This is a genomic window from Streptococcus oralis subsp. dentisani (assembly GCF_007475365.1).
GTDB classification, from domain to species: Bacteria; Bacillota; Bacilli; order Lactobacillales; family Streptococcaceae; genus Streptococcus; species Streptococcus mitis_AX.
This window is the reverse complement of record NZ_CP034442.1, coordinates 1510187-1537171: the sequence shown is the minus strand read 5'-3', so window position 1 is coordinate 1537171 and position 26985 is coordinate 1510187. Positions and strand designations below refer to the sequence as shown.

Below are 26985 nucleotides of genomic sequence, written 5' to 3'. Positions count from 1 at the left end.
CTTAATCTTCTCGTTTGGTTGTCAAACCCAAAAGTCCAACAAGCCCTGCCAAGGCTAGTCCAAAGATACCAAGGCCAGCTGTAGCCGTTTTAGCTTCCCCAGTATTTGGTAACATCGCTTTATCATCTTTTTTCATCATATTAGCCATTGGGCTAGAAGCTGGTTGATCTACTTTCATATCTGACATATGGTGATTTGTACCCATCATACCCTCAGTCGTACCTGTAGAGCCTGTTTCAGAAGGCTTCGTATTCATCTGACCTTGTTGAGATGGTATTGTCGCCATTTCTTTTCCACGAAGCTGAATCGTTACTTGACGAGTAGCAATCAGATTGGTCAAATCAGGTTTGCCGTCTTTAGCGCCATAAACTTTAACAGTAGCTAGATACGTATGGGTTCCGTTAGCTCGAAGTTGCTCAAGCAAGGCCTGACCATCTTTGCCAACCGTATTGCCATTCAAATCCACTTCGTAGAAATATTGGCCTTTAGCCAAGCCTTCAAGTGGCAATAGAGCTGGATTTTTAGCCATTCCGTTGTCTGACCATGGGGCTTTGTCGGAAGCTTTTAACAAGAGGCGAGTCAACATACCATCTCCACCAAAAGCTTCGTATGGAATAACTTGGTTGACACCGGCCAAGAAAGGTCCAGGAACCTTAGCCTTATCAAGGTAGCTAGCTGGAACATCAATCATGTCTTTGACATTGTTAACAACAGACTCTTTAACCTGATTTGGTGTGGTCAAACCATTCAAATTAACAGTCAAATCTTTAGTCGCTACGAGGTTAGTTAAGTCAGGTTTGCCGTCTTTTGCACCGTACACTTTGATGGTTGCCTTATAGCTTTGTGTACCATTTTGTTTCAAAAGGTCAAGCAACTCTTTATCTGATTTTCCTTGGGTGCCTGCTAAATCCACTTCGTAGAAGTAAAGGCCTTTGCCCAATTTCTCTACTGGTGGGAGAGCTGGATTTTTAGCTGAGCCGTTGTCTGACCATGGAGCCTTATCAGAGGCTTTCAAGATCAGGCGAGTCAACATGCCGTCACCAGCGAAGAATTCATATGGAATGACTTGGTTGACACCCGCTGTAAATGGTCCTGGGAAGTTAGCTTTGTCCAAGTAAGAAGCTGGGACATCTACTGTGTCTTTGGTATTGTCAGCTACACCTTTTTGAACTTCAGCTGGAGTGGTCGGTGCTTGTGCTTCACTGGCTTCACGCTCTTGTCCAGAAACTGTAGACACAGGACTTTCCACAGGTTTAATCGCATCTTCTGTTTCTTTCTTAGAGTCAGGTTGTGCTTGCACTTCTTCTTTTGGTGCTACTACTTGGTCTTTAGCAGTCACATCCGCTTTCTCTGAAGAGCTTGTCGTATCCACACTTGCTTTAGGTGTTGGAATAGACTGTTCTGAAGGAAGAGCTACATCGACTGCTTTTTTGAGAACCTCTGCTGGTAAGTCGCTCTTTTCACTCACCGAAGCAGCGTCTGGCACGACTTGGGTAGGAGTCGGATTGACGACATCAGCACGTGCAGAACTTGGTTGACCAACTAGGACAAAGAAGCCACTAGCCACAACAACTGAAGCAACACCGACACTGAGACGGCGAATAGACCAACGAGTATATCTCTGATTTGGATTGAATTTCATAGAATTCTCCTTAGAGTTTTCTTTTTTTGATGACTCTAGTATAATCTCCTAAAATTAAAAAGGATTAAGAAAAAGTTAAAATTTTTCTTAAATCCCTCTTATAAAATACTTATATTGACTCGTTAATTATTTGTAAAGAGAGTACCCTTCCTCTCCTACTCACTCAGTTCAGCTAGGGTGTCCAGATGTTGGTTATTAATGACAGCCATGATATAGGCATCTGCCTGCAAGAGGTCATTGGGTCCGAATTGGACATCCAGAGGAGCATTTTCGTAGGAACGAAAGCCAAGTACGTTGAGGTTGTATCGCCCACGTAAATCCAACTGACTGAGACTTTTACCTACCCATGATTGGGGGATTTTCATCTCGACAATCGATACATTCTTGTCCAGCTGAAAGACGTCTACGCTGTTATGAAAGAGGATGGTCTGTGCCAATGAGCGCCCCATTTCAAACTCTGGTGAGATGACTGCGTCTGCCCCAATTTTTTCTAGAACCTTTTTAGCTGTATGACTTTTGACCTTGGCAATAACGGTTGGCACCCCTAGACTCTTGCAGTGCATAACCGCAAGAACACTGGACTCCAAATTTTCCCCCGTTGCGACAACTACGGTATCACAGGTGTCAATCCCCGCTGATAGAAGGAGTTCTTCATCCGTGATATCCCCAACTACCCCACGCGCCAGCACAGGTTCAAATTGGTTAATGCGTTCCTCGTGGTCATCAATAGCAATGATATTCATGTCATGCTTGGCTAGAGCAGCCAAAACACTGCTCCCAAAAATTCCCAAGCCTAAAATTCCAATTGTCCGATCTGACATCGTTCTTCCTTTCTTATCCGATAGTGATATCTGCTTTCATATAGTGAATCGTATCTTTCTTGTCTGGCTGGTATTCCGCTACACTGACCAGTAGTGTCAAGGGACCAATACGGCCGATAAACATCAACAACATAACGATACTGAGGGCTAACTTACCTAACTCCGGCGTTAAGTTTGCCGTCACTCCAACTGTCGCAAGGGCTGAAATGGTCTCAAACATGAGGTAAATAAAGCGCGGATTTCCTTCTGCTGTTATCCCTAGTAGGATCAAGCCCAGCAAGAATGTTAGCAAGAAGATAATAAAGACACTGAAAGATTTTTGCACGGTTCGGGGTTCAATAGTCCTCCGAGCCACATTGGCATGAGGCAAGCCCAATAATTCACTGCGAGCAAAGACCAACAAGACAAAGAAGGTCGTAATCTTGAGCCCCCCTGCTGTCCCTCCAGGTGCCCCTCCCAGAAACATCTGCAAGATGTAGATCAGTAAGGTAACTGGTCGAGCCTGGGTGTAGTCAATTGAAGCAAAGCCTGCCGTTCTCATGCTGACGGTCTGGAAAAAGCTGACCAGCAGTTTCTCTGGAGCGCTGAGATTTCCAATCGTTCCAGGATTATTCCACTCAATTAAGAGAGTCGATACTGTTCCAAAGAGCAAAATTCCCGCCGTTAAAAAGAGAACCAACTTGGTATGGAAACGCAGACGGCGTTTTTTCTTCTTCCCAAACTGGGTCGCTAGGTCAAACCAGACCATAAATCCTAGCCCCCCCGTGATAATCAATCCTGCAATCACTAGATTGATCAAGGGGTCCGTTTGAAAGGCTACCAAACTCGTACTTCCAAAATTATCAAATCCAGCATTACAGAAAGCTGAAACAGCCAAAAAGATAGAGGTTAATATCCCTCGCCCCCAGCCAAATTCGGGGATAAAGCGAAAACTCAAGAGAAAGGCACCAATTCCTTCCACCATAAAAGTCGTCAGAAAGATTGAGCGGATGAAATCCTTTAGAGACTGAGTTTCCCCATAACTAAAGCTTTCTTGAATAGTCTCACGGCCACGAAGGCTGAGCTTTTGTTTTCCTTGGATATAAAAGATTCCGATAAAGGTCATAAGGCCTAAACCACCGATCTGGATCAAAATCATACAGATCAACTGGCCCCAGATATTGTAAGTAGAGGCTACTGGCTGGGTAAAGAGCCCTGTCACACAGACCATAGACACAGTCGTAAAGAGATGGTCAAAGTAGGTCGCTTGTGACGTTCCTGCTTGCACAAAGGGAAGACTTAAAAGAAGCGAACCTAAGAAGATCACTAGGGCAAAACTTAAAAAGATGCGACGGGCTGGCGACAAGCGTCCCAGTATCGTCTTGATTTTTTCCAAAAAAGATTTGAATAACATAACTACATTCTACCATAAAAACAGTAAGAGCACTCACATGTGGTGCACAATGGCAAGACAGAGTTCGAGTGCCTTATCAAAAGCTTCAGAGCCCCAGTCACGACTGTCGTAGTTGTCCAGATCTGCCAAGGAATCTGCGGTAAAGAGCAATTCTCCCCAGACAACCCCACGTAGCTGAGCCACTGCCGCAAGAGCCGAGCACTCCATTTCCACAACAGCGCAGCCTTCTTCCTTGCGATAGGCAACCTTTTCAGCCGTCTCTCGGTAAAAACCATCTGTCGTCCAAGTCATAACTTCCTCATAAGGAATGCCTCTTTGCTCCAAAACTTGCTCAATGGCAGAGACAGCCTCAATCTGCATCTCCATATAACGAGAAGGCGCTACATAGTGGTAGCTGGTCCCCTCATCTCGCAGAGCGCGAACAGGGACGAGAAAGGCATTTTCCTCTATATCGGCTAGGACGCCACAGGTTCCAGCGGAAATGATTTGCTCCACACCATAGCCAATCAACCAATCCATAAACTGGGCCGCTGGAGCAGAACCAACAGGCGCTTGAGCCAGACAAATCCTCTCACCCTTGTAGTTGATGACATATACTGGATAGGTTTTGGTGGCCGAAACGAACTCACCAATACAGTCCGCGCCTACTTCCTGAGCATAGCGGTCAATCTCTTCCTCCAAAAACGCATAGATACACTTCTTTGGCAACTTTAAATCTAGCCCCTCATGTGTTGGCATAAGGACCGCCTGGGGATTGTCATCAAACTCTAAAATGGGAATTGCATGTTTCTGAATCATAGCCCACCTCCTGTAATTTTGTACTATTGTATCAAAAGCTGACGGAGTGTCAAGGAGTTATCTTTACATTTCCTCCAGTAACAACACAAAAAGTCTCCCTTCTCTTTCGAGAAAGGAGATTCTTTTTTATCCTTGTCCGCCAGGGGCTGGACCTCCGCCTTGAGGGCCTCCATTTGGTCCACCGCCTCCAGGCATAGAGTTGACAATTTCCGTTTGTTTTTCACCATTGAGATAGATATCTCCACCTGTGTAGATCGCAGTTCCATCGAAGTCAAAACCTGTTTGACCAGTCATTTTAATGGTTCCGCCTGTGACCGTGATATTGCCGTTTGAGTCAATTGGATCTGTGTCTCCTTGACCGACTTCTACTGTCAGGTTCCCACCGTTCATGGTAAAGAAGATTTCACTCTGTTGGGCGTTTTTATTAGCTGCATTGACTCCATCATCTGTTGAGTAGATGGTAATGTCCCCACCGTTGATAGTGATCGACTTACCTTCAAGTCCTTCTGTCGAATTCTTGACGGTATAGGTACCACTATCGATAACCAAATCACCTAATGCGTGGATGCCATCATCTCCTGCTGTAACGGTGATGTTGTTGTTGGATAGGTACATGGTTCCGACTGAAGTATCCTCGTCATTGTCCACCTTTACGCCATCTTCCTTGGCATCGATAGTCATGGTCGTACCAGTGATATTGAGTTCATCATTGACATTAAAGGCATCGCCAACTGCTGTGATGTTATAGGTGCCACCCGTGATGTGGAGGGTGTCATTGGCCTTGATACCATTGTTCTTCTTGCCATCTACATTGAGAGTTCCTTTCCCGTTGATGGTCAAATCCACCTTAGAAAAAAGAGCTGCGTCTGCTTTTTCGTCGCTGTTAGAGCTTGAGTCAGAGAAACTGTTGGTGGTCCCCTCTGCTAGAGTCAGGTAGACATGGCCAGCTGATGTCGCAGATATCGCTGCATTGGTATTGGTCATGGTCGCACCTTTTAGGACTAGATGAACATCTGCCGACTTATCTGCCTCGATCTTGATCTGCACTCCGTCAGACTGACCTGAAATCACATAGGCCCCAGATTTTGTGATGGTCACTGTTGATTCAGAGACTGTCACCCCATCCCCAGAAACATTTGCAGATGAGCCAGATAGCTCAATCTTAGAAGCTGTGCTTTCATCATAAGAAGTATCATAGTCCTTCTCTGTAAAATAGGAAGATTGGTTTGTCTTTGTTGCAGTTGTTGTGGCACTATTTGTTGTTGCATTGGTATTGGATGTAGTTGTTGACTGGGCACATGCTGCCATCAACACCATTGCCGTTAAACTCGTTGCGAGCAGGGTCCATTTTTTTGATTTCATACCTTTTTCCTCTCCTTCGTATGATATAGCTAGACAGTCTACAGAAGATTTCTGAAACGAAACTAAAACTTTTCTGAAAGTTTCCTTAAATTTAGTTTGGATTAGATTTCGCCTAGTAATTTTTTAGAAAGGACTGCTAAAAACAATTTTTGAACTCTAGACTACCTTTAATAGATTTTTAAAACCAACATCCCCCAGTGCGATGTCTCCTTTACCAAGAAAGCCAAAAAGAAGAAAAATTTATAAGACTAAAACTCATAAAAGAACAGCCCTAGCTGTTCCTTTTCACTTCTATTTCACAGGTATTTCCTTAATCACACGCGCAGGATTCCCACCTAGGACGACATTGTCTCCAAAGGACTTGGTGATCACGGCCCCTGCTCCAGCGACGACATTATTGCCCAGTGTCACTCCAGGAAGGACAATGACGCCACCTCCAGCCCAGAAATTGTCTCCGATAGTGATGGGTTTGCCGTATTCGACCCCTGAATTACATTCACGAGGATCCAGTGGATGGAGTGGAGTTAAAAACTGACAGTTGGGGCCAAGCATAGCGTTGTCCCCGATGCGAATCGGACAAACATCCAGCATGGTCAAATTCCAATTAGAATAAAAATTTTCCCCTAGATGGATATTGACTCCATAATCGACCACCAAGCGTGGATTGATATAAAGATTTTGCCCAGTTGAGCCAAACCAAGTCTTGATAATATCCGCTCCCTTCAAGGGATCTTCTTCCTTGTTAAAGGCAGCCTGTTTTTGGCGAGAAGCCTGCGCCAAGGCCCTTAACTCTGGGTCCGACGGACGGTAAGGCTCCCCTGCTATCATTTTCTGGTATTCGCTAGCCATCTTATCACCTCACACTTACTTTGGACCCATCATATCAAAAAGCCTTTGAAAGGTCAAGAATAGCCTGCTTTCTATACTCTCAAAACCAAGCCCTCTCCCAAATCAAAACAACTTGCTTGACAAAAGCTTGACTTCATGATTTAATATACCCCATAAGGGTATATTTGGAGGTGCCTATGTTTCACTTATTATTTACAAAAATTGACAGTATTTCTACCAGCGAGTTAGAAGCTAAACTCAAAGAACCAATTCAGCTACTAGATGTTCGGACGCCTATGGAATTCCGTAGAGGTCATATCAAAAATGCAAAAAATATTCCTTTAACGGAAATCGGTTCTTACACACCAGCGACAAAAGAAACACTCTATGTCATTTGTCATTCTGGTGTACGAAGCAAACTAGCTGCGAAAAAGCTTAAGAAAAAAGGCTACGATGTCATCAATGTCCGAGGCGGTATGAGTGCTTGGACAGGTAAGGTCATCTAGAAGTATAAAGGAGAAAGTCAATGAAAATTATCATTGTCGGAGGAGTTGCAGGCGGTATGTCAGCAGCAACCCGCCTCAGACGCCTCATGGAAGATGCTGAGATCATTATTTTTGAGAAAGGTCCCTTTGTTTCCTTTGCAAACTGCGGACTTCCTTACTATGTTTCAGGAGAAATTGCAAACCGTGAGAGTTTATTGGTCCAAACTCCTGAAAGTCTCAAGGCACGCTTTAATCTCGATGTGCGACCATTTCACGAGGTCATCCAGATTTCGCCAGAAGAACACACTGTGACGGTGCGACACGATGGACAGGAATTCACAGAAAGCTACGACAAGCTGATCCTCTCTCCGGGAGCTAAACCATTTGTTCCTACCATTGAAGGTTTGGCAGCAGCTAAGAATACCTACACGCTTCGCAATGTTCCTGATCTCGATGAAATTATGGCAGCCTTGGACAATCATCCAAAAGAAGCTGTCGTCATCGGTGCAGGCTTTATCGGGCTTGAAATGGCTGAAAACCTGGCGAAACGGGGATTGCAAGTCACCATCGTGGAGAAAGCACCCCATGTCTTGCCACCATTAGATCAAGAAATGGCGGCCTTTGTCCAAGCAGAATTGCTGGCAAACGGCGTCCGTGTTATCACTTCTCAGTCTGCGACTCGATTTGAAGAGCAAGGAAAAACCATCGTTCTCGAAAATGGTCAAAAGATTGCTTCTGACCTCACCATCCTTTCTGTCGGTGTTGAACCTGAAAACGGACTGGCTCAGGCAGCTGGGATTGAACTGGGACTACGTGGCGGTATCTTGGTCGACGAACACTACGAAACCAGTCAAAAAGATATTTTTGCAGTTGGAGATGCCATCGTCGTCAAGCAAGAGATTACTGGCCAAGATGCTCTCATCTCTCTTGCTTCTCCTGCCAATCGTCAGGGACGCCAAGTCGCGGACGTCATCGCAGGACTCGGTCGTACAAACAAGGGCAGTATCGGCACTGCAATCGTTCGTGCCTTTGATATGACAGCTGCTTCGACTGGTCTCAGCGAACGTAGTCTTAGCATGAATCAACTTCCTTACAAGGCCCTTCATGTCAGTGGGAAAGACCACGCTGGTTATTATCCTGGCGCTACTGATATGACCTTGAAGCTCCTCTTTGACCCAAACACTGGAAAAATCTATGGTGCCCAAGGAGTTGGGAAGAAAGGTGTTGACAAACGAATCGATATCCTAGCAACTGCTATCAAGGGAAATCTCACCGTCTTTGACTTACCAGAATTAGAGTTCACCTATGCCCCGCCATTTGGCTCTGCCAAGGATCCCGTCAATATGCTGGGCTACGCAGCCTTGAACCTTATCGAAGGTCTCAGCGACAATATCCAGTGGTACCAACTAGAAGACGAACTAGCTAAAGGAAAGAAATTCCTAGATGTGCGGACAAGTGGCGAATTTCAGAGTGGTCGACTCAAAGTCGACACCATCAACATCCCCCTAAACGAACTTCGTGAACGCTTGGATGAACTGGACAAGAACCAAGCCTACATCGTTAGCTGCCACAGTGGTTTGCGTAGCTATATCGCAGAGCGTATCCTCAAACAAGCAGGATTTACCGTCCAAAACCTTGACGGCGCTTATTCACTATACAAAATGGCTAACCCAAAAGGAGTAGAATATGGTAACTAATATCAGCATGGCTGACTTTTATGAAAAATATCAAAATGAAAAACTAGATCTTATCGATGTACGTGAAGTACATGAGTTTCAAGCAGGACATGCGCCAGGTGCAAAAAATCTTCCGTTAAGTACCTTGGAGCAAGGCTACAAAGAACTCAAGCCTGACCATGAATACCATGTCATTTGTCAAGGTGGAGTGCGTTCTGCCTCTGCCTGTCAATTTCTCAGCGCCCAAGGTCTCACCGTTATCAATGTAGAAGGTGGTATGAATGCTTGGCCCGGTCAAGTAGAATAATCAAAAAACCGATTAAGATGAACTTAGTCGGTTTCTTTAATCTTTATAACTCGATGATATGAGCCTCATAGCCAATGGCTTCTAGGAATTTGAGTATATCTGTCGTATCCAAAAAGAGAGTTTTTTCATTGGTATTGGGGTGAAAACTCATCCGTTTTTCAGACATGATTTCTTTGTCAAAATAAACTTGAATGTCCTTGTCAGTATTGTTCAGCAAACCAAATGGAGAGACTACACCTGCGGGCAAGCTCATTTTTTCAAACAGGCTCTCAGAGGAAGCCATACGGATTCTATTGGCTCCTACCAAGTCTTTCAAGAGGTCCATATCCAGACGCTTTTTATCATCCATAATCACGAGATAATAAGCGGTTTTCTTTTTATTGGTGAGAAACATGGTCTTGGTACGGACGCCTTCGATCCCTTCGATAAAGCTATCGGCTTGCTCTGTCGTCAAGGCTGGCTCGTGCTCCACGATTTCAAAAGGAATATCTAGCCCATTTAGCATCTCTACTACTTTTTCGTATGCTTCCATTTGCTGGCCTCCTTTAACTTGTCTTACTGTCTTTAATTATACCACAAAATGGGTTTTCTTCTAATTTATATCCAAGCATCTCTAGGTTTCTTTCATTTTCATACAAGTTATCTTAGACGAAACCTCAACTGTTAGGATGGGCATGATTTCCAGCCAGCAAGCCCATCTTTTCTTTCCACCGCATAGCCACAAGCCATTACATATTTTTTGCATGGCCGAAACGCTGATTGATTGTGTGACTCAAGGTGACTAATTTTTCCAGAATATCCCTCTTGCAGATAAATAGCACATAACTATCGCTATTAATATCCATACAAGCAAGACAGAAATCGTATCCAGCCCATCTTTCGTCCAAAATTTTACACCAAGTAGGGATGTCATCACCCTCGTCGAACCAATTCTCCTCCAAATCAAGAGTTTGTTTAGCTGCCAGAGGCTCTAGTTGGTACAGAAATTCGTCCTTATCTGTCTTCCAATCGAGCTCAATCACTGCATCTACAGCGAGCAGTTCATCAGCAATAGCAAGCCATTTTATCGTAGCTTCATCGACTTCTTCGCCTATGCCCCGCTCGTCGTATCTATCTGCATACTGCTTGAAATAGGCTTTCGGTGATTCAAAACAGGAGGTCAAACGAGATCGTACCTCACTATCATCTGTTAGCAATTGGGTTATTTCCTGATAGATTGCGATATTTTGCTGCTCATCTGTCCGCATATCTAGTACAATTTCCCAATCTTCTAGCTCTGATGTGACTCTGTTCTCCAAATATGCCCGAAGCATGTCTTGAGTTTCTTTCTTGCTCAGCCCATTTTTTTCGTAGATTACATTCTCGTCGATCCGTTCAACATCGGCAACACTGATTTCAAAATGAAGACCGTCCGAATCTTCATCCTGACAAACCTGTACAAAATCCGATACAAGCTGACTCCCCTTTAGTTTAACTGGTTGCTGAGGTATTAAAGTGAGAAAATCCCTATCACCATCTTGGACAGCTGCCAGTTGCTGCCATACTTCCTCAAGTTCAAAGCCATTTTGTTCCTTCTCACCATCATCTAGCACCCAATCCGCAAAGATTCTTCCGGAAATGCTAGAAAAATCTGCTCTATCGTCTCCATCTAGATAGGGCTGACCACTTATAACAGGGGCCATCTCTTTGACAACCTTTTCAGCCTCTTTTCGAATCCAATTTTGTCTAAAGAAATGGGCAACAACACTAGGAAAGATCAAGACAGGCAGACAAATAAGAGTCTCTGCAAGTGCGAGACCCTTATATCGATTTTTTGTGGGGCTCCCTTCTGATAGCTGATTTAGAAAGTCCGCTACTTGATTAAAAAGTTCACCCCCAGTGACCCAGAATAGGAACAAACATTCCACACCAAGTAGGCCAAGCCAGATAAACGCCATTCGCTTCGCTGCCTGACTACAGATCTCCATTTTAGTTTGTATAGGAATAGCTTCTGCCTCAGGAACACTCTGAAACCATTTTTCTGCTCGTTCTTCTTTTGTCATCTTTCCCCTCCTGTGATTTACTTTCTTATCTTGTTCTATCACATAGAGAACTACTATTTTCGTTTGATAAGGTACTGAACAGCTTTTTCTAAGCGCTCTTTTTGAGCCTCAGGGTCGTCTAGGGGTTGGTTGATGCAGGCTGTGAGATTCTCGGTAATGATCATCTCAATCACGCGCTCCACACTCGAACGAACCGCTGTCAACTGGGTAATGATATCTGCACAATCACGCTCTTCTTCGATCATCTTTTGAATTCCACGCAACTGCCCCTCTGAACGTTTCAGGCGTGTAATATACTTTGAGTTTGTCATCTTCTTATCCTTGGTCGATTTTTCTTCATTATATCTCTAATGGACTCCTTTGTCAAAATTCTCGTTCCCTCTTTATCAATAGAATCTCACCCTGCTATCGCTTTCATGATATAATAGAATGACAAATACTATTAGAATCTATGCTCGTAGCAATACGAGCCATTCTTAGAATGGAACAGCCTATGAACTCTATCTATGGCCCTTGCGAAGTCTACTTACCCACTATCTTGCAGACCTTTATTCAAGATATGGAAGAAGCCGCAGCTAATTACAAAAAAGAAACCTCCCTCAAACTATATGAGCATTTGCATGCGCGTATCAAAACCGAGGAAAGTATGCGTGAAAAATGCCAACGCAAAGGCCTTCCTCAGACAAGTCAATCCGCTCTTAAAGAAATCCGTGATGCTATCGGTGTTCGGATTATCACAGGCTTTACAGATGATATCTACCGCATCGTAGAGTATATTCGTCAGATACCCACCATCCATATTTTTAAAGAGAAAGACTATATCCGTCAGGTCAAACCCAATGGCTACCGTTCTTACCATCTGATTCTCGAGGTGACTACCCCCTACCCAGACTGTCTGGGAAATGCCCAAGGCACCTACTTTATTGAGATCCAGCTACGCACGATTGCCATGGATTCCTGGGCCAGCCTTGAGCACCAGATGAAGTACAAGAAAAACATCCAAAACCCTGAACGAATCACGCACGAGCTCAAACGTTGTGCCGATGAGCTTGCTTCTTGTGACTTGACCATGCAGACCATCCGTGATTTGATTCAGCGATCTGACCAAGACTAAGGAGAACCTATGAAAATCCTACTTGCCGAAGATGAAACTCAACTAAATCGCGTCATCACTGTTGCTTTAGAACGCGAAGGCTATGGCGTTGATTCTGTTTTTAATGGACAAGATGCTGTCGAAAAAGCTACAACTAACCACTATCACCTCATGATTTTTGACATCATGATGCCAATCAAAACTGGAATCGAAGCCCTCAAAGAAATTCGCCAGTTGGGCAATACGACCCACGTTATCATGCTGACAGCCATGGCTGAAGTAGATGATCGTGTAACCGGACTCGATGCAGGTGCCGACGACTACTTGACCAAGCCTTTCTCGCTCAAGGAACTATTGGCTAGGCTCCGTTCTACTGCCCGCCGTCTGGAGGACTATACCCCAGATACGGTCCAATTAGGAAATACTCGCTTGGATATTAACGAACAAGAATTAGCTGCTACAAACAGCATTCGTTTAGGGAAAAAGGAGACTCAACTCTTGACCCTCCTCATTCAGCATGCTAACCAGACCCTCAGTTGTCAACAACTACTAGAGCAAGTCTGGCCAGAGGAGCTGGAAGAAAGGGATTACGAGCTCGTTTTTCTCTATATTTCCTATCTCCGCCAAAAACTCCAAAGCGTTCAGTCCAACTTGCAAATCTTAGGATCTGCAGAAGGGCCTTTCCAACTGACAGGAGGAGACTAGATGTTTCGAAAACTACGCATCAAGTTTATTGTCACAGCCACTGCTGCTATCGCTCTGATTCTTGCATTCTTTCTGGTCTTGATGAATAGCATCGTCTATACTCAGACAGAGGATAATATCCAAACCGTCCTCTCCATCTTGTCTAAAAATGAAGGCGAACTCCCAATCACAGATGAAATCAAGGAAAGTTTCACCAAAAAGAACATCCAGGAAGGGATTATCTACAATTTTCAGTATTTCTCTGTCAGAGAAAAGGGGAATGACTACACTATTTCTCTAGGGAATGTCCAATCACTGACCGAAGCAGACGTCAGAGATTTTCTCCAGAAAATTCTTAAAAAACCGGAAACCTATGGCACGATTACTCGCAACGGGCGCTACTTCACCTACCAGATTAGTCAGACAGCTTCGGGCAAGCTCCTAGTCTTCTTTGAAGCTACCAACTACATTCGCGAACGGGACACCCTCTTTCAAGTCTCTATCTGGTTATCACTGGCTAGCCTATTTCTCCTTGCTCTGCTCTTTACCTTGATTTCTGGGATTGTTATCCGTCCCTTCGTCAAAAACTATGAGAAACAACGGATGTTTATCACTAATGCAGGTCATGAACTCAAAACACCGCTGGCTATCATTTCGGCCAATACCGAGCTTCAAGAACTCATGGAAGGAGAGACTGAGTGGAGTATCAGCACCAAGGAACAGACCGAGCGTCTCAACCACTTGATTGGAAGACTGATCCGACTTGCTCGGCTCGAGGAGCAAGAGGATATCAAACTAGCTCCTCAAAATATCTCGCTTATTGCTGAGAAAGTTGCGACAGATTTTGCTCCCCTCTTTAAAAAGGAAGATAAAAACTTTGAAAGCCTGATTGAAGCAGATATCATAGAAAAAGTAGCCCAAGAGGAATTTTATGAGCTTCTTAGCATTCTTCTTGACAATGCCCGCAAATACTGTGATCCAGCAGGCACCATCCGTCTAACTCTCAAACGCAAAGCCTATCTCCTACGCAAGCGCACCTGTATCACCGTATCTAACGACTACAAAGACGGGCGGCCTGCCAATATCAAACGCTTCTTTGACCGCTTTTATCGCGCTGAAACATCACACAATAACCAAACCACCTCTGGGTATGGCATTGGCCTCTCTATGGCTCAACACCTTGTCAGCCTGTTTAGAGGGAAAATCTTTGTCACCTACAAAAAACAGGTGATTACCTTTACCATCTGGTTGTAAACGTGGAGAGTCTGGTCGGAGTTCATCCAATTACAACATAAGGGGAAGCCAATGGAATTTTTAGTAGCTGAGGAGGGGATTCCTCAAAGCATCGGTTGCGAAGGAGCAACGATAGCATATTATGGGAGTGAGATAGAATTTCATTATGAAACCGTGCCACCACATGGAGATGATATTTTTTCTGCAAAATTGCCTTTGTTAAATATTCAGCTTCCATTTTGGATGTATGGAAGAAATCTCATATTTTTAGATGCCTATTATTTGCTTGCAGAAACAGTAAAGAAAGGGACTTGGAATCCTATAACAAGTATGCTTATCAATATCCATACAGGAAAATATGCCAGCTTAGATCACTGGTACAACAACATTTCGGTCAAGGAAAAAGAAATCGAGTTAAAAAATGACTACGATGGAAGATCTATGATTCTTAAAAATGTTAATGGGCTTAAGTGGGTTTAGAAATATAAAATGCAAATGTTGGTTTTATATTAAAGGAGAAGAACAATGTCCAAAAAAAGAGTGACCTTACCTAAAAATTTTGATGAACTGATTACAGCAGGAGATATTGAAGCTCTTAAAGCCGTATATGATAAATGTGAGCTTACTGCTCATGACGGCAGATACAGCTTAAATACGGCACTTCATTTTGGAGGTGTTCCTGATGAGCTTGTTATCTGGCTGGTGGAACAGGGTTTAGATGTAAATACTCCTGATTATTATGGGCGTACACCATTATATACACATGCCACTTTGGGGAGAGATACTGTAAAACTGCTATATGAATTAGGCGGAGATATACAAAAAACTGATACATATGGGAGTACACCTCTACATACGGCAGCAAGGTTTTTCCGACCTAAGATAGTCAGTTTTTTGATTGAAAAAGGTGCAGATGTTAATCCCAAAACTGTTATGGGACGAACTCCTTTAGCTGAAGCCCTTGCTACTTGTAGGCAGATTAATATTGCACAGGTAGCAGAAATTGCAGAAATGCTCATAAAGGCGGGCGCTGAGGTAACTCCTGATATGGCAGAAAGAGTCGAACTAATCGGAAAGGATTTTGAATTTCACAGAGAAAACTTTAATAAAGATTACTTGACTGAAACAGAAGCAGGGCTTGAGAGACTCTATGCACTGTTTGATGTAAAGCCTGCTCCGAAACGCAAGGTACATGACGGAGTTTCTCCTATTATTGTAGAAGATGGTCCTTGGCAAAAGCAATACGATGAACTTTGGGAGATGTTGATTCCTTCAAGTGGGCCAGCGAAAACTGTACAAGGCGAAGTGATCCGTATAACAGGGCGCGTACAGGATGAGCTCTATAGAAATGGCGGTGTCAACTGGGATAAACACTACCGGAACATGCTTAAAGCCCTGCCAAATCATTTCGCTTCAGGCACACCGCTTTCCGAAGAAGAACTGGAAGAAACTAAGGAACTGATTTCCAGCATCCGTGCAAAAGGCAGTGATGAAGATACTATAATTGAACGTTTGTGTGAACTTTCAGTTCTCTGGGTAAGCTTAAATCCTAATCCGCTTCCTTTAGGGGAAATAAATTATAACAGATGAGTACATAATCTGTAGGAGACTTAAAATGGTCAAATTAAAAGATATAGGAAATTTTAAATCTGTTCCACAAATTGTATGTGATATTATAAAGGGAAATATACCCGCACTAGATGAGTATTTTTCAAAGGGATGGAGTATTGTGACAGCTGTTTCCTGATGCTGGATTTTGATCCGAATACAGAGGGAAAAGAAGGGCAGATTATCGGCTATATCCATGATCCTGATGAAGTTGTGTATGTGGCAGAAAATCTTAAAGACCTAATTTTTTCGATCATTAGGGAAATAAAAGCATAGAATGAATGCATTTGTAGGAAAAATGATAATGAGTACACAATTCTCTAACTCAGAAAGTACCAACCTAAAATAAAAGATTTAGAAAGAAACCGTTTATGGAAAAAATACAAGTTTCAAAAGAATGGTTGCAGAAATACCAAGAAATAAAACATCTACTCACTTCGTCTATCAATTATGCAGACTGTTTTGATAGGAAAGAAATACAGGGTGCAGAAATTTTTGTTTTGGATATGGGGGAAGTGACTTTCCCTAGCGGAGAAATTCTGGTTCGCGATCCTTTGGTCTGGCTCCGTAGAGAGGAAAAGCCTTACTTACAATCTGTTCCCAAAGGAACATATAGACTAAAAACTTTAGTAGCCAAGATAGAAGAAGACCATTACAGGTATGTAGCAACGAGAATCCAATTTACAGATCAAGTACCAGTCATCTACTATGAAGCACTGACTGGTGATGAAGATATAGACGCTGTTGAAAAAGACTCTTATTTTGGATTTGCAGTTGATGCAGGTCTGGCAACGATAGTAGATGTTGAAACCAAGAATGCCTACTGCGATTTTGAAGATAATTGGTATAAAGAAAATCCTGACAAAAATATCTACGATGATTTCTTTGCAGCAGTTTTTGCTCAACATGCCATAGACAATCCCCTTTATCAACGTGAGGGTGGGGATTGGATTAATTTTAAAATCCCCAACACTGACCTAAGCATTCCGATGATCCAATCAGGTTTTGGAGACGGAGTCTATCCCGTCTACTTTGGCTATGATAAGGATAATCAGCTTTGTGATTTAGTTGTCGAATATATTTACCTAGAATAGAGAGGAATAGCAATGTCACTAGAAAAAATCTATGATTATTTTCATCATTATGATTCTAAAACCTACCAAGTTGTAGCCTGCATGGGAAACGAACCCTCCGAAGAGGAGATACAAGATTTTGAAAAACTGTATCAAATCAGTCTTCCAGAAGACTTTAGAGAGTTTACCATGTCACCCCTAGGCGGACTATATATGGAAGTCAGGGAGGAACTGTGGCCTAGAGCTAAAGCATTTGATGTGGCACCATTTTGGACATTTTGCCGTGGTATTAAGGTTTACGGCATTGCAAATGAGATACCTGATTTTCTAGATATTCGACTGAAGACCAAAGAATTACATGAACTAGGCTTTGTAAATTATATCCCTTTTCTGTCTATCATCGGTGATGGAGATGTGATTTTCTGCTTTGATAAAAATAATCACATTGTCGCCTTAGATTGGTATAGTAGTGGAGAGGCTGAAGAACTCGATAGTGACTTTTCAGATCTTTTGCTCAAGCAAATCCAAGAACTGGAGGAGCGTAAAAACAGAATGTTAGAGAGAATCGAGAAACAGAAAAAAGAAAAATAAGCCATGTACTGACCAAACTGCCTCTAATGTCAATACAACAGCACGAAACTCAAAAGAGCTGGAAACCAGCTCTTCTTTTTATTTTACAACAAGCTCGTAGCGAGTTTTGCTGGTAAAGGTTTGACCTGCTTTGAGAATGACTTGGTCTTTGAGGTCACTGTGAATGGCATCTGGTAAAGCTTGCGCTTCAAGGGCAATCCCATTGTGTTGCACCATTGGCTGGCCTCCGATGATGACACTCTCATCCACAAAGTTTGCTGTGTAGACCACAAAGCAAGGGGCCTCTGTCTTGAACAGCAGGAAACGACCTGAGTTTTGGTCATAAAGGAAACCAGCATTGTCATGACCGGCAGGAAGGGCAAATGGGTGATCCAAACCAGATACCAACTGGATTTGCTCATCTTCCTCTTCAAAGATGTCCTTCAACAAAGCTCCATTGTAGATATGTTTCACTACATCACGAGTAGCATCTGGAGTCTTAGCCGGAACTCCGTCTGGAGCGATTGGGTAAATGCCCTCCGTATTTAGTTGGAAGACATGGCGGTCAATTGTCTGCGTGAAATCACCAGACAAGTTGAAGTAGCTGTGATTAGTGGGATTGACAAGCGTATCCTGATCTGTCGTCACCTTATAGCTGACTTCGTAAGCACCAGTTTCTTCCAAATGATAGCTGATCCATATCTTGAGATTACCAGGGAATCCTCCTGTCCCATCTGTACGCTCTGTGTAGAGGGTCAAGCCATGGGCGCTCACCTCTACCAATTCAAACAAGCTTGAATCCCAACCTGTTGAACCACTGTGGTTACAGTTGCTGGCATTGTTGACTTCAAGATTATAGGTCTGGCCATTAAGCTCAAATGTCGCACCTGCAATACGGCCCGCTACAGGACCTACACTTGCTCCATGCTTGGGACTATTGCCTACATAGCTATCAAAATCATCAAAGCCCAAAATCACATTGGCAAAATTCCCAGCCTTGTCAGGCGTGACATAGCGCAAGATGGTCGCACCATAAGTCATAACTTCAAGCTGGTAACCACCATCAGTCTCAAAGCGATAGGTCAAGACATCCTTGCCCTCATGATTTCCAAATACACGCTCTGTGTATGCTTTCATTCTTCTCTCCTTTGATCCATTTCTCTTAAGTAAACAAACCATAGAGAGTGTCTCACCATCTATGGTTGTAGTTTCTATTTTCAGAATCCTTTGTCAGAAAACTTAAGTATCCTCTTAACAAAAAGGAATTCTTCTATTCTTGTTTTTATGCTTCTACACGTTCAGTCCATGAAGTCGCTGTTGTTTGAAGAACTTTGTTGAGTTCGTCAATGTTCTCAAATCCAGTTGTGCGTAGCCATTCACGAGCTGCTGCTTCACCGTCTTTGATGTAGGCTTCAACTGATCCAGCCCATGTAGCACGGCCACAAAGAACGCCGTTGAAGTTTGCGCCTGATTCGTGGGCAAAGACAAGTGTTTCTTGGAAGAGTTTCGCTGACACTCCCGCACTCAAATAGATGTATGGCAAGTTAGTTGCTTCATCTTGCGCTTTGAAGAAGGCTGCAGCTTCCTCACGAGTATGAACGATTTCACCATCGCCAAAGCCTTCAACGTATTTGACGTTGACTGGAACTTCCACTTTCAAGACATCGATGTTGAAGCGTGGGTCTGAGAAGACTTTCATCGCACCGATAACTTTATGTGGTTTTACTTTGGCGTATTCTGCAGAACCTGCGTCAGCGATTTTTTCATCGTAAGCGAGGATTTCAAGGAAGAATGGGATGTCTTCCGCCACACACTCTGAACCGATGCGTTCGATGTAGGCTTGCTTTTGTTGGTTGAGTTCGTCAGAACTGTCTACATCATAGTAAAGCAAGAACTTAACAGCATCTGCACCTTGTTCCTTGATGCGTTTGGCAGACCAAACATCCAAGCAGTCAGGCAAGCGTTTGGTGCTAGTTGTGTCGTAGCCAGTTTTCTCATAAGCAAGGAGAAGACCAGCATTGGCATCAAGCGCTTTTGTAGCTGGAAGACCATATTCAGGGTCAAGGAGCATAGATGATGCGTATTTTGTCAATTCATCTGCAACCAAGACTTTGAGTTCTTCCATTTGAGCCACTGTTGGCTCTTCTGTTTGGTATTGAGCCATGAGGCGTTTCAAAGCGCCACGTTGGTCAAAAGCAAGAGCTGAGATAATGCCGTTCTCGTCAGAGAGTTTTTGCAAGCAAGCTACTTTATTAGGACTTAATTGTAATTTACTCATAGATACTTCCTTATTTTTGATAGTCATGAATGATAACACCTTGTACCACACGGTTTACTGTACCTGTAGGAGACGGTGTATCTGGTTTATTTTCTACCTTGAGTGAAGTCAAAAGGGCAAAGAGTTGGGCATAAACGATGTAAGGGAAGACACGGTAGATATCATTCAAGACTCCACCACAGCCAAGAGCCACTTCTTTGACATTTTCAAGACCAAAGGCTTGATCACTCAAAAGCACGACACGACGAGCAATGTGATCACCAGCCACCTCGCGAACCAAGTCCAAGTCGTACTTGCGAGTGTAGTCTGTCGTTGTACCAAAGACCAAAACAACGGTATCTTCATTGATAAGAGATTTTGGACCGTGACGGAAGCCGACTGGGCTTTCATACATGGTCGCAACTTGACCAGCTGTTAATTCCAAAATCTTCAACTGAGCTTCATGAGCAAGGCCGAAGAAAGGGCCTGCACCCAGATAGATGACACGGTTAAAGTCAAGATCAACCAACTCTTTGACATCTTCTGCATTGTCTAGAACTTTACGCGCAAGGCTCGTCACAACTTCAAAACGTTCAGCTTTCACAGCAAATTCTGTAGGATCAAAGACCAAGAGAGCTGTCAACATCATGGACGTAAAGCTAGAAGTCATGGCAAATCCAGCATCATTAGAGGCAGCTGGTTGCAAGAGCAAGAGATTGCGGTCATCACCGTGGGCTTGAAGAGCCAATTTCCCGTCCGCTGCACATGTAATCGTCACTTGATAGAGATCATCAACCAAGGCTTTAGCCAAATCAACAGTCGCCACACTTTCAGGTGAATTCCCACTACGAGCAAAGGAAACAAGGACCGTCGCCACATCTTTTTTCAAATAAGTTTCTGGGTTGGCTACAATATCTGTTGTCGCAATAGAATTGAAATTCCATTTGCGCTCGTCATAGACTTCCTTAAAGTATGGCATCAAGGTATCTCCCACATAAGCAGAAGTACCAGCACCCGTCAAGATGACCTTGATATAGTCATGTCTATCAGCGATACCTTGCAGAAAGGCTGCAATTTCTTCACGTTTCGCTTGATAGGCTTCAAAAGCTTCTTTCCATACATCAGGCTGTTGGTAGATCTCACGAGTTGTGATTTCTGCACCCAGTTCAAGTAATTCTTCTTTTGTGTAATTTAGCATAGAGTTCCTCTAATCTATTATTGTTTCATTCCTATTGAAAATATGGGAATGGGAGTGACTCCCATTCCCATGTATATTCTATACAAGCTGTTCTAACGGTTTTCAGGTTATCACATCTTATTGAATTGAGTTCCAACTAAAATCTTGGGGAAAAAGACCGATTATCTTCGGAGCATCGCTCCATCCTCCTATCGCCTATTTCCCCTGTGATTTTCACGTTGTCATATCTTATTCATCTTCGTCATCATCGAAGCCTGCTAGCAGATCATTGACTTTTACAATGCTTTCTGTAGCACGGCTCTTATAATCCGCATCTGCACCTGTAAGGCTCGCATTGATAAATTCAATCACCATTGGAAGATTCATCCCTGCGTAGAGTTCAATGTCGCGACCTTCCATGATCAAACGGCTCACCACGTTACATGGTGTTCCACCGAGAAGGTCCGCAAAGACTAGGAAATCATCCAATCCTTCGATAGCAGCTTCAAATTTTGCAGTAAATTCTTCTGGGCCATCTTCTGGAAGAAGAGCCACTGCATGAATGTTGTCTTGTGGACCCATAATCATTTCCGTGCTACCTTTCAGTTCTTCACAGAAACGACCATGACTCACCAAAATTAACGATTTCACCATAAATTATGCGCCCATTCCAAGCAAGAATTTACCGATGAATGAAAGACCTACTGCAAGAACGATAATGATACCGATCGCTTTAGTAGAGTTCATACCTTTCTTACCAAGCAACCAGAAGATAAAGGCAGTAAAGATTGCTGGAAGCAAGCGTGGGAAGATTGAGTTCAAGATGTCTTGGAAGTCAATCATCTTTTCACCGATTGGCAATTTGTAAGAAATGTCAAAGTTGATCATTGTTGCTACAAGAGCACCCATCATGAAGACACCAAGTACAGATGCAGCATCAATCAAAGCTGTCAAGGTACTTTGCATGTTGTTGATAAGGTTAACCCCTTCTTTATATGCAAATTCCAATTGTTTCCAACGGAAGATGTCATAAGCAACTGCAACTGCGATCCAAAGGAAGATACCCCATGGTTGGCCGGCGATAGCCATAGTTGCTGCGATAGATCCCATGATGGCAGGTACAAGTGAACCAAAAATTGTGTCTCCAAGAGGAGCGAATGGTCCCATCAAACCTGTCTTGATACCGTTAACGGCATCTTTCGAACCTACACCATCTTTTTCTTCCATGGCAAGGTCAAAACCAGCGATAATTGTGTGGAAGAATGGAGAAGTATTGAAGAATTGAGTATGAACTTTCATCATTTCTTTCAATTCAGGAGTTCCATCCCCATACATTTTACGCAATTGAGGCAAGATCATGTAAAGGTAACCAGAAGCTTGCATACGTTCGTAGTTCCAACCTAATTGGAAAGTAAACAAGCTACGTTTGTTGATTTGATTAAAATCTTCTTTTGTAAGTTTGTAATTAGAATTCGTCATCTTCGATTTCCCCACTTTCTGATGGTGTAGAAGGTGCTGCTACAGCTACTTTTTGGCTGTTCTTAAAGTGAACAACTGCAAGGAAGATACCTACGATAGAAACACCAATCATAGACAAACCTTTGAAGTTGTTAGCAAAGCCAATTTTTTCAGCAACATCAGCAGGAAGAGTACCAAGGATACCCGCAACAGCTCCACCAAGACCTGTTACATATGAGTAAAGAACAGTCAACATAGCTGTCAAACCGAATCCCATTGCAAGGTAGTGGAGGTTACGTTTAACTGGAAGGTAACGAAGCAAGATAGCGAATCCAAGACCTGGAAGCATACGACCTGCAAGAGTCAAACCGTCTGCAACCCATTGGTATTCTTTAACAAGGTTTACAACACCTTGTACGAATTCTCCACCAAAAGCAAGGGCGAAGAATACTGGAAGGGCACGAGATAGAGCCCATGGAAGCGCACCAAGAAGGTAGTTGCGTTCGATTCCTTTGTAGTCAAAGCGTTCGATCGCAGCATCAATACGGTGAGCGAAGAATGTAGTAGTCATACGACCAAGTACGTCGAAGTAAGTCAAAAGTGCTGCTACTGGTACAGCGATTGTAGTGATCGCAAGGTCTGTTTCGATTCCTTGAGAAACTGAGAAAGCAGTCGCAAGAACCGCACCAGAAGTTGCGTCGATACGTGAAGCACCACCGAAGGTACCTACCCCAAGTACGAACAACTGCAAGCTACCACCGATAAACAAACCAGTTGTCAAATCTCCCATGACTAAACCAGTAATGAAACCAGCGAATACAGGGGAACCTGCAGAAGAAACGATTGTCAACTCATCACAGATTTGATAAGCTGAGTACAAAGTGAGAAGTAAAATTTGCCACCATTGTATCATAACAATGACCTCCTAAAAATTTTTTCCTATTTTAATAAGCTCAAAAAGTCTGAAACTGGATCATTTGGAACCATTTGAGCAGTGAGTTTCACACCTTTTTCTGCTAGTTTGTGGAAATCTTCCACATCCTTGTCTACCACGTTGATAGAACGTGTGATAGGGCGAGTTTCTGGTGTTTGAGACATATTTCCAACGTTGAGTGTTTCAAGCGGAACACCTGCTTCGACCAAACCAAGGAAACGGTCTGGTTTACGTGCAACGATAAAGAGACGTTGGCTATCGTATTTACCAGCAAGGATATTTGCTGCTGCTTTCTCAACTGGCAAGATACTGAGTTTCACACCTGGTGGTGTCGCAAGTTTCAAACCACTCTTTTCAATATCGTTGTTAACAACTTCGTCGTCTACAACCATAATGCGTGAAACATTTAGTTTTCCAGCCCAAAGATTGGCTACTTGACCGTGGATCAAACGTCCATCGATACGGCATCCTACAATTGTCATAAGTTTTCCCCCTTTATGTGTTTTAATGTAGGTTTACGAGTTAAATGAATCTCTTCTTTATATTCGCCCTCAGTTTCAAAGATGATGATGCGGTTAGCACCTTCCTTGAGATAGCTATGAGGGATATAAAGTGAGAGGGTCGGGCCGACGTTCCAGAAACGCCCTAAGTGACGCCCATTGACAAAGGCAACTCCCTTACCAAACTCAGACAAGTCTAAGTAGGTATCCTTCGGCTCTTCAACAGTAAAGTCGAAAGCATAAAAGGCTGGTTGTCCTTCTGTCCATCCTTTTGAAAAATCAATTTTCTCAGGATTATCCAGTGGAAGTGGATATTGTTTCCAATTCAGTAAGAAATGTAGATCTTTGCAGACACCTGTACGAATTCCTTTATGTTGCGTATCTGCTAAGAACTTGTGTCCATAGTTAACACGCCCCATATTTTCGATCAGGATATCAATCTCTGAACAGCCTTCTCGGTTTCCCTGGCAGTAGATGTCTTCACCAATCTCTGTCTGGTATTGAGTAGCAATCCATTGACCATCTACAAAGAGTTGAGCTCGGTCACGTCCATCGATGATACGGAGGCGTTCCTCTTCTGCATCCCAACTTGCCTCAGTGCGGTAGAGAAGGTAGCCATAGCTTTGACCAAGTTCTTCCATCGCCTTTGGATAGAGGCTTTCAGTTGGACTAGAGAGACTATCCAGGGTTTCAAACAGGGAAACTTTTTCGGCCAATGGAACTGCCTCTATCTCCATGCTTTCCTTATAGAGTGGTTCCAACTGTGGATACTCTGGGAAGTGTGTTGCCATCATCTTCTTGACTGCTAGATATTTAGCAGTTGGATTTCCTTCTTCATCGAGAAGGGCATCATAGTCGTATGATGTGACTTGTGGTAAATCCAGAGTTCCTCGAGCTGAGCAACCATTCATGAAACCAAAGTTTGTCCCACCATGGAACATGTAAAGGTTGATAGAGCCTTGCTCCAATACCTCTAGAACAGCTTCCGCCAACTCTTTTGGATCGCGTGTGATGATGGGTTCTTTCCAACGGTTGAACCAACCATCCCAGAATTCCATACACATGAGAGGCCATTTCTTGCCATGCTCATCAAAGAATTCTTGCATTTGTGAAAAGTTGTAAGGAGCCTTAGAACCGAAGTTCCCTGTCACAAAGAGATCATCTTCGATCAAGGTCCCGGCTTTCAGAGTAGCCCTCCATGGGCCATCTGAAGTAAAGAGTGGGCAATCAATCCCTCGCTCTTCCATCAATTTCCGAATTGCTCGTAGATAAGACTTATCTTCTCCATAAGAGCCATATTCATTTTCGACTTGCATCATGAGAATATTCCCGCCATTATCCAACAGACGAGGCACAAGCCTCGGCAATAATTGGTCATAATAGCGAGCAACCACCTCGATGTAGGCCGGGTCGGACGAGCGGATTCGCATGTCCTTGGTCAAGAGCCAAGCCGGCAAGCCACCAAATTCCCATTCTGCACAGATAAATGGAGACGGGCGTACAATGGCATAGAGACCCAAATCTTGTGCTATTTGAAAAAATCTCTCCAAATTTCTGGCACCTTCAAAATCAAATTCCCCTTCAACGGGTTCATGTAAATTCCAAGCTACATAGGTCTCGACCGTATTAAAGCCAAGCGCCTTTAAGTTATAGAGAGAATGATACCAATCCTCTGCTGGAATCCTAAAATAATGAATGGCGCCAGACAAAATCTTGAACGGCTTCCCATCTAAATAGAAATCGTCCTCAATTTTAAATCTTGTCATGTTACCACCTCTGACGATTAAGTTTGCGCTTTCATTTATTATAATATTAAATATAATCAAATCTTTTGCATTTGTCAATAGGTTTTAGAAAATTCTTTAAAATTTTTCTATTTTTTTACTTACCATTTACCAAAATTATCTAAAAATAGCATGAAAGCGATATTTTAATGTATGATAATTCACAAGGTTATAAAATGGAATTTTTTACATGTAACATAACATTTTTAGTCTATTATTTTAATTTTTTTTTACCTAAATACTACTATTTTGTCTGTATTTATGGTAAAATCAAGGTTGGAGAAAGAGAATCGAGGTGAAATTTATGGCTATTCCTAAATACCAATATATTAAAGATGAATTAAAAAACAAAATCATCTCTGGTCAATTTGCAAGTGGAGATAAATTTTATACAGAAGCAGAATTGATCGCGATGTATGATGTTAGTTCAATCACTGTTGTGCGTGCTTTGAATGACCTTGCAAAAGACGGCTATATTGTCCGCCAACAAGGGAAAGGGACTTTCGTTTCACGTGCCCGCAAGCACAAACTCGTTGAATTTTCAGATGTCGAAATCTTTGAAACAAAAGATGATAAAGTTACTGTCCTTTCTATCGAGCGCGGAAACAAGCTTGAATACCTAGAGAAACTTGGATTACGTGGAGATCAGTTCTACTACAAAATTGAACGTACCCGTCAAACAAATGGCGTAACTTACATCTACCACACATCCTATATTCCTGAACAATACATCAATGCCAACTATCCAAATCTTGACTATTATAGTTCTATCTATAAACGTTTCAAATTGGATTACCGCATTCACATGAACGATGAACATTTTGAGGAAATCAATGAAATCGCATTTCCAACACCAGAGCACGCTGCTTCTGTATTAGGAATCGATACACAATTCCCAACTGTCTTCCAAACAAAGACTACTAAACTTGAGGCTACTGGCCAAGTCCTCGCCTATAGTGAAACGTATAAGCGAGCAGACTACTACAAAATTAAATTCCTCTCATGTAATCGAGGTCATTAAGAAAAAGCTTGAGCCTAGCTCAGGCTTTTTCTATATTCATTATAGCACGAGAAAGAAGTTGTGAGAACGCTATGGAGGACTCTTATTTAATTAGTAGCGTTTTTACTAAAAACAAGTTAAATATTGGCTTTCTCTTTCTCATTTCTAGAAATAATTTTCTTCTAAATCTTATGATTTCTTCTATTTATTATAGTTCTTATATAAACCCACTTGACATTTTACTCCTTAGATAATAAAAT

The 26985-nt window shown here is 42.8% G+C and carries 29 protein-coding genes and 1 pseudogene; 13 read left to right on the top strand and 17 right to left on the bottom strand.

The genetic code is table 11. The features are described from left to right. Nucleotide 1 precedes the first annotated feature (1 nt). From EJF26_RS07715 to EJF26_RS07690, 6 genes are all read right to left on the bottom strand, one after another. On the bottom strand, nt 2–1642 hold the full coding sequence (locus EJF26_RS07715) for an SSURE domain-containing protein (protein ID WP_000671352.1): 1641 nt from the start codon (nt 1640–1642) through the stop codon (nt 2–4). Nucleotides 1643–1797: 155 nt separating this feature from the next. Continuing rightward, nucleotides 1798–2463 (bottom strand): potassium channel family protein, encoded by a 666-nt coding sequence (locus EJF26_RS07710; protein ID WP_001283884.1) that lies wholly within the window; start codon nt 2461–2463, stop codon nt 1798–1800. A gap of 13 nt (nt 2464–2476) precedes the next feature. After that, on the bottom strand, nt 2477–3856 hold the full coding sequence (locus EJF26_RS07705; RefSeq protein ID WP_000897925.1) for a TrkH family potassium uptake protein: 1380 nt from the start codon (nt 3854–3856) through the stop codon (nt 2477–2479). Nucleotides 3857–3889: 33 nt separating this feature from the next. Continuing rightward, nucleotides 3890–4654, bottom strand: coding sequence for a nucleoside phosphorylase (locus EJF26_RS07700; RefSeq protein ID WP_000615018.1), 765 nt, complete (start codon nt 4652–4654; stop codon nt 3890–3892). Between the two features lie 126 nt (nt 4655–4780). Continuing rightward, nucleotides 4781–6016 (bottom strand): carbohydrate-binding domain-containing protein, encoded by a 1236-nt coding sequence (locus EJF26_RS07695; RefSeq protein ID WP_000837423.1) that lies wholly within the window; start codon nt 6014–6016, stop codon nt 4781–4783. 291 nt (nt 6017–6307) lie between these two features. Beyond that, nucleotides 6308–6865, bottom strand: a complete 558-nt coding sequence (locus EJF26_RS07690; RefSeq protein WP_000135702.1) for a sugar O-acetyltransferase — start codon at nt 6863–6865, stop codon at nt 6308–6310. A 176-nt stretch (nt 6866–7041) separates the two neighbouring features. On the opposite strand from EJF26_RS07690, the gene EJF26_RS07685 reads away from it, so the two are divergent. The 3 genes from EJF26_RS07685 to EJF26_RS07675 are packed head-to-tail and all read left to right on the top strand — an operon-like array spanning nt 7042 to nt 9312. Further along, a complete protein-coding gene (locus EJF26_RS07685; protein WP_000468868.1) occupies nt 7042–7350 on the top strand; it encodes a rhodanese-like domain-containing protein in 309 nt (102 codons plus the stop codon). A gap of 20 nt (nt 7351–7370) precedes the next feature. After that, nucleotides 7371–9026 carry an FAD-dependent oxidoreductase gene (locus EJF26_RS07680; protein WP_000691447.1) on the top strand — a complete coding sequence of 552 codons (1656 nt, stop codon included), beginning with the start codon at nt 7371–7373 and terminating at the stop codon, nt 9024–9026. Beyond that, the gene (locus EJF26_RS07675) at nt 9016–9312 is read left to right on the top strand and encodes a rhodanese-like domain-containing protein (RefSeq protein ID WP_000258398.1); all 297 of its coding nucleotides are present in this window, start codon (nt 9016–9018) and stop codon (nt 9310–9312) included. Before EJF26_RS07680 ends, EJF26_RS07675 begins: the two co-directional genes overlap by 11 nt. Nucleotides 9313–9355: 43 nt before the next feature. Here EJF26_RS07675 and EJF26_RS07670 read toward each other — a convergent pair whose 3' ends face one another. From EJF26_RS07670 to EJF26_RS07660, 3 genes are all read right to left on the bottom strand, one after another. Next, entirely contained in the window at nt 9356–9844 is a 489-nt protein-coding gene (locus EJF26_RS07670; protein WP_000388668.1) for a prolyl-tRNA synthetase associated domain-containing protein, read from the bottom strand. A gap of 196 nt (nt 9845–10040) precedes the next feature. Beyond that, nucleotides 10041–11354, bottom strand: coding sequence for a DUF6630 family protein (locus EJF26_RS07665; protein ID WP_000159362.1), 1314 nt, complete (start codon nt 11352–11354; stop codon nt 10041–10043). A gap of 53 nt (nt 11355–11407) precedes the next feature. Further along, on the bottom strand, nt 11408–11665 hold the full coding sequence (locus tag EJF26_RS07660; RefSeq protein WP_000185163.1) for a metal-sensitive transcriptional regulator: 258 nt from the start codon (nt 11663–11665) through the stop codon (nt 11408–11410). Between the two features lie 182 nt (nt 11666–11847). Here EJF26_RS07660 and EJF26_RS07655 point away from each other — a divergent pair, with 182 nt between their 5' ends. From EJF26_RS07655 to EJF26_RS07620, 9 genes and pseudogenes are all read left to right on the top strand, one after another. Continuing rightward, the gene (locus EJF26_RS07655) at nt 11848–12468 is read left to right on the top strand and encodes a GTP pyrophosphokinase (RefSeq protein WP_001084932.1); all 621 of its coding nucleotides are present in this window, start codon (nt 11848–11850) and stop codon (nt 12466–12468) included. Nucleotides 12469–12477: 9 nt separating this feature from the next. Continuing rightward, the gene (locus EJF26_RS07650; RefSeq protein ID WP_000698152.1) at nt 12478–13152 is read left to right on the top strand and encodes a response regulator transcription factor; all 675 of its coding nucleotides are present in this window, start codon (nt 12478–12480) and stop codon (nt 13150–13152) included. Next, entirely contained in the window at nt 13153–14385 is a 1233-nt protein-coding gene (locus tag EJF26_RS07645; protein WP_000488867.1) for a sensor histidine kinase, read from the top strand. A 51-nt stretch (nt 14386–14436) separates the two neighbouring features. Then, nucleotides 14437–14844 carry a hypothetical protein gene (locus tag EJF26_RS07640; RefSeq protein WP_000395300.1) on the top strand — a complete coding sequence of 136 codons (408 nt, stop codon included), beginning with the start codon at nt 14437–14439 and terminating at the stop codon, nt 14842–14844. Between the two features lie 45 nt (nt 14845–14889). After that, nucleotides 14890–15954 carry an ankyrin repeat domain-containing protein gene (locus EJF26_RS07635; RefSeq protein ID WP_000039320.1) on the top strand — a complete coding sequence of 355 codons (1065 nt, stop codon included), beginning with the start codon at nt 14890–14892 and terminating at the stop codon, nt 15952–15954. Nucleotides 15955–15979: 25 nt separating this feature from the next. Continuing rightward, nucleotides 15980–16111 carry a hypothetical protein gene (locus tag EJF26_RS10140; protein ID WP_255261616.1) on the top strand — a complete coding sequence of 44 codons (132 nt, stop codon included), beginning with the start codon at nt 15980–15982 and terminating at the stop codon, nt 16109–16111. Beyond that, nucleotides 16087–16248: pseudogene (locus tag EJF26_RS10135) on the top strand (SMI1/KNR4 family protein); the annotation flags it as partial. The gene EJF26_RS10140 and the pseudogene EJF26_RS10135, both read left to right, overlap by 25 nt. A gap of 95 nt (nt 16249–16343) precedes the next feature. Further along, nucleotides 16344–17066 (top strand): DUF4241 domain-containing protein, encoded by a 723-nt coding sequence (locus EJF26_RS07625; protein WP_000411537.1) that lies wholly within the window; start codon nt 16344–16346, stop codon nt 17064–17066. A gap of 12 nt (nt 17067–17078) precedes the next feature. Continuing rightward, on the top strand, nt 17079–17636 hold the full coding sequence (locus EJF26_RS07620) for an SMI1/KNR4 family protein (RefSeq protein WP_000051082.1): 558 nt from the start codon (nt 17079–17081) through the stop codon (nt 17634–17636). Between the two features lie 78 nt (nt 17637–17714). Here EJF26_RS07620 and EJF26_RS07615 read toward each other — a convergent pair whose 3' ends face one another. The 8 genes from EJF26_RS07615 to EJF26_RS07580 form a co-directional block, all read right to left on the bottom strand. Next, nucleotides 17715–18752: an aldose epimerase family protein gene (locus tag EJF26_RS07615; protein WP_000649414.1), complete on the bottom strand. Its 1038-nt coding sequence runs from the start codon at nt 18750–18752 to the stop codon at nt 17715–17717. Nucleotides 18753–18897: 145 nt separating this feature from the next. Next, nucleotides 18898–19893 carry a tagatose-bisphosphate aldolase gene (lacD, locus tag EJF26_RS07610; protein WP_004245774.1) on the bottom strand — a complete coding sequence of 332 codons (996 nt, stop codon included), beginning with the start codon at nt 19891–19893 and terminating at the stop codon, nt 18898–18900. A gap of 10 nt (nt 19894–19903) precedes the next feature. Then, on the bottom strand, nt 19904–21070 hold the full coding sequence (locus EJF26_RS07605; RefSeq protein ID WP_000936016.1) for an SIS domain-containing protein: 1167 nt from the start codon (nt 21068–21070) through the stop codon (nt 19904–19906). 228 nt (nt 21071–21298) lie between these two features. Then, nucleotides 21299–21703: a PTS sugar transporter subunit IIA gene (locus EJF26_RS07600; protein WP_004245965.1), complete on the bottom strand. Its 405-nt coding sequence runs from the start codon at nt 21701–21703 to the stop codon at nt 21299–21301. A 3-nt stretch (nt 21704–21706) separates the two neighbouring features. After that, nucleotides 21707–22528, bottom strand: a complete 822-nt coding sequence (locus EJF26_RS07595) for a PTS system mannose/fructose/sorbose family transporter subunit IID (protein WP_000185284.1) — start codon at nt 22526–22528, stop codon at nt 21707–21709. Continuing rightward, nucleotides 22515–23420, bottom strand: coding sequence for a PTS mannose/fructose/sorbose/N-acetylgalactosamine transporter subunit IIC (locus EJF26_RS07590; RefSeq protein WP_000617020.1), 906 nt, complete (start codon nt 23418–23420; stop codon nt 22515–22517). The genes EJF26_RS07595 and EJF26_RS07590 overlap by 14 nt, the downstream gene beginning before the upstream one ends. A gap of 26 nt (nt 23421–23446) precedes the next feature. Next, nucleotides 23447–23923: a PTS sugar transporter subunit IIB gene (locus EJF26_RS07585; RefSeq protein WP_000156962.1), complete on the bottom strand. Its 477-nt coding sequence runs from the start codon at nt 23921–23923 to the stop codon at nt 23447–23449. Further along, nucleotides 23920–25707 carry a glycoside hydrolase family 35 protein gene (locus EJF26_RS07580; protein WP_000196616.1) on the bottom strand — a complete coding sequence of 596 codons (1788 nt, stop codon included), beginning with the start codon at nt 25705–25707 and terminating at the stop codon, nt 23920–23922. The genes EJF26_RS07585 and EJF26_RS07580 overlap by 4 nt, the downstream gene beginning before the upstream one ends. Nucleotides 25708–26029: 322 nt before the next feature. On the opposite strand from EJF26_RS07580, the gene EJF26_RS07575 reads away from it, so the two are divergent. Continuing rightward, on the top strand, nt 26030–26746 hold the full coding sequence (locus EJF26_RS07575; protein WP_001007185.1) for a GntR family transcriptional regulator: 717 nt from the start codon (nt 26030–26032) through the stop codon (nt 26744–26746). The last annotated feature ends 239 nt before the right edge of the window (nt 26747–26985 follow it).

Bases quoted from the DNA above. Each gene is read 5' to 3' on its own strand.
- EJF26_RS07645 (WP_000488867.1), top strand. From the start codon at position 13,153: ATGTTTCGAAAACTACGCATCAAGTTTATTGTCACAGCCACTGCTGCT.
- EJF26_RS10140 (WP_255261616.1), top strand. From the start codon at position 15,980: ATGGTCAAATTAAAAGATATAGGAAATTTTAAATCTGTTCCACAAATT.
- EJF26_RS07655 (WP_001084932.1), top strand. From the start codon at position 11,848: ATGAACTCTATCTATGGCCCTTGCGAAGTCTACTTACCCACTATCTTG.
- EJF26_RS07600 (WP_004245965.1), bottom strand. From the start codon at position 21,703: ATGGTGAAATCGTTAATTTTGGTGAGTCATGGTCGTTTCTGTGAAGAA.
- EJF26_RS07715 (WP_000671352.1), bottom strand. From the start codon at position 1,642: ATGAAATTCAATCCAAATCAGAGATATACTCGTTGGTCTATTCGCCGT.
- EJF26_RS07595 (WP_000185284.1), bottom strand. From the start codon at position 22,528: ATGACGAATTCTAATTACAAACTTACAAAAGAAGATTTTAATCAAATC.
- EJF26_RS07580 (WP_000196616.1), bottom strand. From the start codon at position 25,707: ATGACAAGATTTAAAATTGAGGACGATTTCTATTTAGATGGGAAGCCG.
- EJF26_RS07680 (WP_000691447.1), top strand. From the start codon at position 7,371: ATGAAAATTATCATTGTCGGAGGAGTTGCAGGCGGTATGTCAGCAGCA.
- EJF26_RS07575 (WP_001007185.1), top strand. From the start codon at position 26,030: ATGGCTATTCCTAAATACCAATATATTAAAGATGAATTAAAAAACAAA.
- EJF26_RS07640 (WP_000395300.1), top strand. From the start codon at position 14,437: ATGGAATTTTTAGTAGCTGAGGAGGGGATTCCTCAAAGCATCGGTTGC.
- EJF26_RS07635 (WP_000039320.1), top strand. From the start codon at position 14,890: ATGTCCAAAAAAAGAGTGACCTTACCTAAAAATTTTGATGAACTGATT.
- EJF26_RS07710 (WP_001283884.1), bottom strand. From the start codon at position 2,463: ATGTCAGATCGGACAATTGGAATTTTAGGCTTGGGAATTTTTGGGAGC.
- EJF26_RS07620 (WP_000051082.1), top strand. From the start codon at position 17,079: ATGTCACTAGAAAAAATCTATGATTATTTTCATCATTATGATTCTAAA.
- EJF26_RS07690 (WP_000135702.1), bottom strand. From the start codon at position 6,865: ATGGCTAGCGAATACCAGAAAATGATAGCAGGGGAGCCTTACCGTCCG.
- EJF26_RS07615 (WP_000649414.1), bottom strand. From the start codon at position 18,752: ATGAAAGCATACACAGAGCGTGTATTTGGAAATCATGAGGGCAAGGAT.
- EJF26_RS07675 (WP_000258398.1), top strand. From the start codon at position 9,016: ATGGTAACTAATATCAGCATGGCTGACTTTTATGAAAAATATCAAAAT.
- EJF26_RS07650 (WP_000698152.1), top strand. From the start codon at position 12,478: ATGAAAATCCTACTTGCCGAAGATGAAACTCAACTAAATCGCGTCATC.
- EJF26_RS07700 (WP_000615018.1), bottom strand. From the start codon at position 4,654: ATGATTCAGAAACATGCAATTCCCATTTTAGAGTTTGATGACAATCCC.
- EJF26_RS07660 (WP_000185163.1), bottom strand. From the start codon at position 11,665: ATGACAAACTCAAAGTATATTACACGCCTGAAACGTTCAGAGGGGCAG.
- EJF26_RS07585 (WP_000156962.1), bottom strand. From the start codon at position 23,923: ATGACAATTGTAGGATGCCGTATCGATGGACGTTTGATCCACGGTCAA.
- EJF26_RS07590 (WP_000617020.1), bottom strand. From the start codon at position 23,420: ATGATACAATGGTGGCAAATTTTACTTCTCACTTTGTACTCAGCTTAT.
- EJF26_RS07705 (WP_000897925.1), bottom strand. From the start codon at position 3,856: ATGTTATTCAAATCTTTTTTGGAAAAAATCAAGACGATACTGGGACGC.
- EJF26_RS07685 (WP_000468868.1), top strand. From the start codon at position 7,042: ATGTTTCACTTATTATTTACAAAAATTGACAGTATTTCTACCAGCGAG.
- EJF26_RS07695 (WP_000837423.1), bottom strand. From the start codon at position 6,016: ATGAAATCAAAAAAATGGACCCTGCTCGCAACGAGTTTAACGGCAATG.
- EJF26_RS07605 (WP_000936016.1), bottom strand. From the start codon at position 21,070: ATGCTAAATTACACAAAAGAAGAATTACTTGAACTGGGTGCAGAAATC.
- EJF26_RS07670 (WP_000388668.1), bottom strand. From the start codon at position 9,844: ATGGAAGCATACGAAAAAGTAGTAGAGATGCTAAATGGGCTAGATATT.
- EJF26_RS07625 (WP_000411537.1), top strand. From the start codon at position 16,344: ATGGAAAAAATACAAGTTTCAAAAGAATGGTTGCAGAAATACCAAGAA.
- lacD (WP_004245774.1), bottom strand. From the start codon at position 19,893: ATGAGTAAATTACAATTAAGTCCTAATAAAGTAGCTTGCTTGCAAAAA.
- EJF26_RS07665 (WP_000159362.1), bottom strand. From the start codon at position 11,354: ATGACAAAAGAAGAACGAGCAGAAAAATGGTTTCAGAGTGTTCCTGAG.